Source organism: Pseudomonas sp. GW821-FHT07F01, assembly GCF_059418825.1.
Genome location: NZ_JBWKQO010000001.1, coordinates 1,411,012 through 1,417,254, shown reverse-complemented (window position 1 = coordinate 1,417,254; position 6,243 = coordinate 1,411,012). Strand labels below are relative to the sequence as shown.

7 protein-coding genes are annotated in these 6,243 nt (G+C 64.4%); 3 read left to right on the top strand and 4 right to left on the bottom strand.

From position 1 onward, the window contains the following. Positions 1-44 precede the first annotated feature (44 nt). Positions 45-1,472, bottom strand: coding sequence for a transglycosylase SLT domain-containing protein (locus tag AC07R1_RS06230; RefSeq protein WP_011061582.1), 1,428 nt, complete (start codon positions 1,470-1,472; stop codon positions 45-47). Positions 1,473-1,571: 99 nt separating this feature from the next. After that, positions 1,572-2,339 (bottom strand): hydroxyacylglutathione hydrolase, encoded by a 768-nt coding sequence (gloB, locus tag AC07R1_RS06225; RefSeq protein WP_053151892.1) that lies wholly within the window; start codon positions 2,337-2,339, stop codon positions 1,572-1,574. A gap of 65 nt (positions 2,340-2,404) precedes the next feature. Here gloB and AC07R1_RS06220 point away from each other — a divergent pair, with 65 nt between their 5' ends. After that, positions 2,405-3,163 carry a methyltransferase domain-containing protein gene (locus tag AC07R1_RS06220; protein WP_011061580.1) on the top strand — a complete coding sequence of 253 codons (759 nt, stop codon included), beginning with the start codon at positions 2,405-2,407 and terminating at the stop codon, positions 3,161-3,163. 109 nt (positions 3,164-3,272) lie between these two features. After that, positions 3,273-3,725: a ribonuclease HI gene (rnhA, locus tag AC07R1_RS06215; RefSeq protein ID WP_019092917.1), complete on the top strand. Its 453-nt coding sequence runs from the start codon at positions 3,273-3,275 to the stop codon at positions 3,723-3,725. Positions 3,726-3,741: 16 nt separating this feature from the next. Here rnhA and AC07R1_RS06210 read toward each other — a convergent pair whose 3' ends face one another. Both AC07R1_RS06210 and AC07R1_RS06205 read right to left on the bottom strand, forming a co-directional pair. Next, entirely contained in the window at positions 3,742-4,692 is a 951-nt protein-coding gene (locus AC07R1_RS06210) for a glycerophosphodiester phosphodiesterase family protein (protein ID WP_495110274.1), read from the bottom strand. Between the two features lie 146 nt (positions 4,693-4,838). Continuing rightward, positions 4,839-5,162, bottom strand: coding sequence for a DUF2388 domain-containing protein (locus tag AC07R1_RS06205; protein WP_495110273.1), 324 nt, complete (start codon positions 5,160-5,162; stop codon positions 4,839-4,841). A gap of 196 nt (positions 5,163-5,358) precedes the next feature. On the opposite strand from AC07R1_RS06205, the gene dnaQ reads away from it, so the two are divergent. Continuing rightward, positions 5,359-6,108 carry a DNA polymerase III subunit epsilon gene (gene dnaQ, locus AC07R1_RS06200; RefSeq protein WP_015635815.1) on the top strand — a complete coding sequence of 250 codons (750 nt, stop codon included), beginning with the start codon at positions 5,359-5,361 and terminating at the stop codon, positions 6,106-6,108. Positions 6,109-6,243 lie beyond the last annotated feature (135 nt).

Here is a 6,243-nt window from a genome sequence, read left to right as displayed (position 1 = left end):
GGCGAAGGCTGTTCGCCGGCAAGCCGGCTCCTACAGGGGAGGTTTCAGTGCGGCAGGTACACCGTCAGCATCTGGCCGGGCTTGAGGGCCTGGGCCGCGCGGGGGTTCCAGCGCTTGAGGTGCTGCATCTCGACATTGAAGCGCTTGGCTACCATGTACAGCGAGTCGCCCTGCTTGACCTTGTACTGAGTCGACTTCTTCTTGTTGCTGGCCAGGCTGGTTTTCTTGCTGGCCACCTTGCGGGTGTCCTGCATCACCAGCGTCTGGCCGACCTTGAGGTTCTTGCCGCTGAGCTTGTTCCAGCGCTGCAGGTCCTGGACGTCGACCTTGTTGGCCTTGGCAATGAGGGTCAGGTTGTCGCCATTCTTGACCCGGTAGATGCGCTTGGCCCGCAGCGAATCACGCCCTTCGTCGCGGTCGAAGACCGGTTTGAGGGAGCGCTTGCTGATCAGTTCTTCGGGTTTCATGGTGGACAGGCTGGTGGTCAGCAACTGTGCCTTGGAAGTCGGCACCAGCAGGTGCTGGGGGCCGTCGATGGTGGTGCGCTGCTTGAACGCCGGGTTGAGCTGGAACAGCTCGTCCTCGTCGATGTTGGCCACCGCCGCGACCTTGGACAGGTCCATGCGCTGGTTGATCTCCACCACCTGGAAGTAGGGTTCGTTGGCGATCGGGTTGAGGTTCACGCCGTAGGCCTGCGGGGCCAGCACCACCTGGGACAGGGCCAGCAGCTTGGGCACATAGGCCTGGGTCTCGGCCGGCAGCGGCAGGTTCCAGTAGTCGGTGGGCAGGCCGAGCTTTTCATTGCGCTCGATGGCCCGGCTCACCGTGCCTTCACCGGCGTTGTAGGCGGCCAGTGCCAGCAGCCAGTCGCCGTTGAACATGTCGTGCAGGCGGCTCAGGTAGTCCATGGCCGCGGTGGTGGACGCGGTGATGTCGCGGCGGCCATCGTAGAAGCGGGTCTGGCGCAGGTTGAAGTAGCGCCCGGTGGCCGGGACGAACTGCCACAGCCCCACCGCATCGGCCCGGGAATAGGCCAGGGGGTTGTAGGCGCTTTCGATGACCGGCAGCAGGGCCAGTTCCAGCGGCATGTTGCGCTCTTCGAGACGCTCGACGATGTAGTGGATATAAAGGCTGCCGCGCTCGCCGGCATTTTCCAGGAAGGAAGGGTTGCTGGCGAACCACAGGCGCTGCTGTTCAATACGCGGGTTGACGCCCAGGCCTTCTTGCAATTGGAACCCCTGGCGCATGCGTTCCCAGACGTCCTGGGGTACTTGCGGGCTGGGCTGGTTGCTCAGCCAGATGGGTTTCTGCTTGATGCGGGCGTTGAAATTCTGTGTGTGTGTCGCGTCGCTCTGCGGGGCATGGCCGGTGCTTTGGCAGCCCGCAAGAGTCGCTGACACAGCTACCGCGATGGCCTGGGCCAAGCGCGTCAATGCGTCTGAACTGATGGAATAACGAATAGATGACGACATTGGCTGGAAGTAAGTTCCGGGCAAAAATGTCGGGCGATTCTAGAAAGCACCCGGGGTGCGGTCAACCATTCAGAATTTTTGTACCAATCGATAGCCTGCTTAGAACTTATCTTTCCAAGCCCTCAGAGCCGCAAAGACCGCACTCTGCGACTGGTTATCCTGGCCATTCCGTTCGTCCGCTTTTTGTTTAACGGATGTTTCACCGGTACGCAGGAACGGGTTGGTCAATTTCTCCAGGGCCAGGGTCGAGGGCAGGGTCATGCGCCCTTGCTCACGCATCTGCGTGACCTTCGCCAGGCGTTCGGCGATGTCCGGGTTGGCCGGTTCCACCGCCTGGGCGAAGCGCAGGTTGCTCAGGGTGTATTCGTGGGTGCAGTAGATCAGGGTGTCGTCCGGCAGCGCGGCGAGGCGGCCGAGGGAGTGGTGCATCTGCTCCGGAGTGCCCTCGAACAGCCGGCCACAACCGGCCGCGAACAGGGTATCGCCACAGAACAGCAGGCCATGGTGGTAGTAGGCGATATGCCCTAGGGTGTGGCCGGGCACGGCGAACACCTCGAACTCCCAGCCGAGGATGCTGACCCGCTGGTTGTCTTCGAGGCCGATGTCGCGGGCCGGGATCTTTTCCCGGGCCGGGCCATAGACCGTGGCCGCGCTGTGCTGCTTGAGGCGTTCGACGCCGCCGACGTGATCGTGGTGATGGTGGGTGATCAGGATGTCGCTGAGCACCCACCCCGGGTGCTGTTCCAGCCAGGCCAGTACCGGCGCCGCATCCCCCGGATCGACGACTGCGCAGCGCTGGCTGCGATGATCTTGTAACAACCAGATGTAGTTATCGGTGAAGGCGGGCAGGGCACTGATCTGTATCATCTTCGGATTCGCCAAGCGGAAAACAATGGCGCATCTTAGAGCTTCTTGGCGTGTTGGAGAATGCAATGACCGATAAAGCCTTCGCTCAGGCAGATCCCGACTGGCTGGCCCTGATCAGTGCGGCCCGGGAGTGGCTGTCCGGCCCCCTGGGGCAATTTCTGCTGGATGAAGAGCGGCGCATGCTCGAAGAGGAACTGGGGCGTTTCTTCGGTGGCTACCTGGTGCACTACGGGCCCTCGGCGCAAACCCCGCCGGCGGCGCCCCAGGTGCAACGCAACGTGCGTCTCGGCGCGCCCTTGCCCGGGGTGGAGATCGTTTGCGAGGAGCAGGCCTGGCCCCTGAGCGAGCACGCCGCCGATGTGGTGGTGCTGCAGCACGGCCTGGATTTCTGCCTGTCGCCCCATGGCCTGCTGCGCGAGGCGGCCAGCAGCGTGCGCCCTGGGGGGCATCTGCTGATTGTCGGCATCAACCCCTGGAGCACCTGGGGCCTGCGCCATGTGTTCGCCCATGATGCGTTGCGCCTGGCCCGCTGCATCTCCCCGTCGCGGGTCGGCGACTGGCTCAACCTGCTGGGCTTCGCGCTGGAGAAACGCCGCTTCGGGTGCTATCGTCCGCCGCTTGCTTCAACGGCATGGCAGGCGCGGCTGGCCGGCTGGGAGCGCAGGGCCGGGCACTGGCAACTGTCCGGCGGCGGCTTCTACCTGTTGGTGGCGCGCAAGATCGCCGTGGGCCTGCGCCCGGTGCGCCAGGTGCGGCGCGAGCCGATGGGCAAGCTGGTACCGCTGCCCATGGCCAAGGTCAACCGCCGCAACGCCGAGCCTTGATGAACTGTTGAAACCCTCTTTTTATACACTCCCGGCCGGCGTAGCCCGGCCCTGGGCCCGGTCGATCGCGGTCGGCGGGCCAATGGCAATTTTCTGATGGAAGGCGTGGATGAGCGATAGCGTAGAAATCTTTACCGACGGTGCCTGCAAGGGCAATCCCGGCCCCGGTGGCTGGGGCGCGCTGCTGGTGTGCAAGGGCGTCGAAAAGGAGCTCTGGGGCGGCGAAGCCAACACCACCAACAACCGTATGGAGCTGATGGCGGCGATCCGCGGCCTGGAAGAGCTCAAGCGCCAGTGCGATGTGCAATTGGTCACCGACTCGCAGTATGTGATGAAGGGCATCAACGAGTGGATGGCCAACTGGAAGAAGCGCGGCTGGAAGACCGCCGCCAAGGAGCCGGTGAAGAATGCCGACCTGTGGCAGCAGCTCGACGAACAGGTCAACCGCCACAACGTCACCTGGAAATGGGTGCGCGGCCACACCGGCCATCACGGCAACGAGCGGGCCGACCAGTTGGCCAACCGCGGTGTCGACGAGGTCCGCGGCTACAAGCAGTCCTGATGCCCTGAGCGGCCAATCAGCGACAAGGCAGCGGCCGTTCGAGCCGCTGCTTCATTTCCCCCATCGCACGGGGCGAATCCACCAGCACCGCATCCATCTTCAGGCAAGTGGCCGCCTGGTAGTCCTCGGCCGTATTGATGCCGATCGCCAGCATCCGCACCTTGCCCCGTGACTGAAAGCAATCCACCGCAGCGGGCGTCCACAGCCGGGCATCGACCTGGGAGCGCGCCTCGCCCAGGGTAAAGGACTCGACCAGTTGCACCGGGCGCCGGTACTCGAAAGCCACCCAACTGCCGGGTGCAGGTGGTGCGTTGCAGTGGTGGGCGAGGGCGCCGCTGGCCAGCCGGTCCCGGGTACTGTCCCTGGATTCGAACAGCCGGGCCTGGGGATAGGGCGCGAAAGCCTGCTGGTAGCCGGCATCGGTGGAGTAGATCAGCACCCGGTTCCAGGCGTGCAGCTGTTCCAGCAAGCGGGCGACGGCCTGGGCCTGGGGGGCAGCCGGCAGGGCCTTCATGTCGAGAATCACCGGCATCGACTCGGGGATCGCCATCAGCGCCTGACGCAACGACGGCAGGCTCACCGGCTGGGCGCGATAGGGAAAGCTCACCTGGCCATCGGCTGCTGTCTGCTTGAAATTCCACCCGGCATTGAGTGCCTGCAACTGCGCCAGGGTGTGCTGGTTGACTGCGCCTGTGGCCTGGGTATTGGTGCTCAGGTCGGCCGGTCGGTACAGCACCGGTACGCCATCGCGGCTGAGTTGCACCGTCAGCCAGAGCATGTCGACGTTATTGCGCAGGGCGTTGTCGATGGCCAGCAGGGTGTTCTCGGGAAAGTCCGCGGCGCCGCCGCGATGGGCAGCGATCAGCGGCCGTTGTTGGCTGTCGCTGTCGGTGTGCGCAAGGGAAGAGCAGCCACTGATGCAGGCCAAGGCCAGCAGCAGTGGGAGCATCTGTCGAGTCTTGAGCATGGGAGGGCGGTTCCTGTGGGGTGAGTGCAACGCCGGGTATCAGCACCCGCGCGCCTGGGTGAGGCCGCACGGTAACGCAATAGCCTTGTTCGCATAAAGAAACGGCTGGGGCGCGCGATGAATTAGCTGCGGATGCGCCTGGGGGCTCAGAGCGCAAGCATGGCGCTGGCCAGTTGCAGGTCGCTACAGGGCGGGGCGCCGAGCACCTGGCGAATGTGCATCAGGGCGGCTTCCAACCGGGCGCCACGGATCTCGCCGGCGCTGGCCACGAAGGCCGCGGCATCGCTCCGGGCGGCGAGCACAAGTTTGTCGTCCTTGAATGAGCTGCTGGCTTTGGAGCTGCCCTCGGTTGAGCTCAGGGTCAGGCTCATGCTGATGTCGGTGCTGATCACCAGGGCGCTGGCCTGGACGAGGTCGGCGCACAGGCAGGCGCAGAGCACGCAGGCCAGTCGGGTTTTGCTGGGGGTCATGGCAGGGCTGGGTCCGGCGGAAAATATCGTCGGGCACCCTAGCGCTTTGCGTTGCAGCGAACTGCAGCAGCTTTGCTAAGGATTGTTAAAAACTGCGCAGGCTGGGGGTTGATGAATCCGCCATGGGTGTCCTGCCGTCAGAGCGTGCTAAAATCCCGCGCTTTGAAACACTTCCACCGTTGAGAACTGACCCCTGATGGCCAACAGATCTGTTGTACTCGATACCGAAACCACCGGCATGCCGGTGACCGACGGCCACCGGATCATTGAAATCGGTTGCGTCGAGTTGATCGGTCGGCGCCTGACCGGCCGGCACTTCCACGTTTACCTGCAACCGGATCGCGAGAGCGATGAGGGCGCCATCGGCGTCCACGGCATCACCAACGAATTCCTGGTGGGCAAGCCGCGTTTCGCCGAAGTCGCCGACGAGTTCTTCGACTTCATCCAGGGCGCGCAGCTGATCATCCACAACGCGGCGTTCGACGTTGGCTTCATCAACAACGAATTCGCCTTGATGGGCCAGCACGAACGGGCCGACATCACCCAGCACTGCACCATCCTCGACACCCTGATGATGGCCCGCGAGCGGCACCCGGGGCAGCGCAACAGCCTCGACGCCCTGTGCAAACGCTACGGCGTCGACAACTCCGGCCGTGAACTGCACGGCGCCTTGCTCGACTCGGAGATCCTGGCCGACGTCTACTTGACCATGACCGGTGGCCAGACCAGCCTGTCGCTGGCCGGCAATGCCTCGGACGGCAACGGCTCTGGCGAGGGGGCCGGCCAGGCTTCGGAAATCCGCCGCTTGCCGGCCGATCGCCCGCGCGGGCGGATCATCCAGGCCAGCGAGGCCGAACTGGCCGAGCACCAGGTGCGCCTGGAAATCATCGCCAAGTCCGCCGGTGCCCCGGCGCTCTGGACCCAGTTGCTCGAAACCCAGCAGTAAGCCTTTGCTGTGGCCGCTGCCGCAGGCGGCGAACGGCGCCGTAGGAGGCGCCGCGATATTGAGGGCCGCAGGGGCCTGGCGGGAGATCGCCAGGCAAGGCCCTTCGGTCCTTTTCGCAGCTTCGCAGGCTCAGCA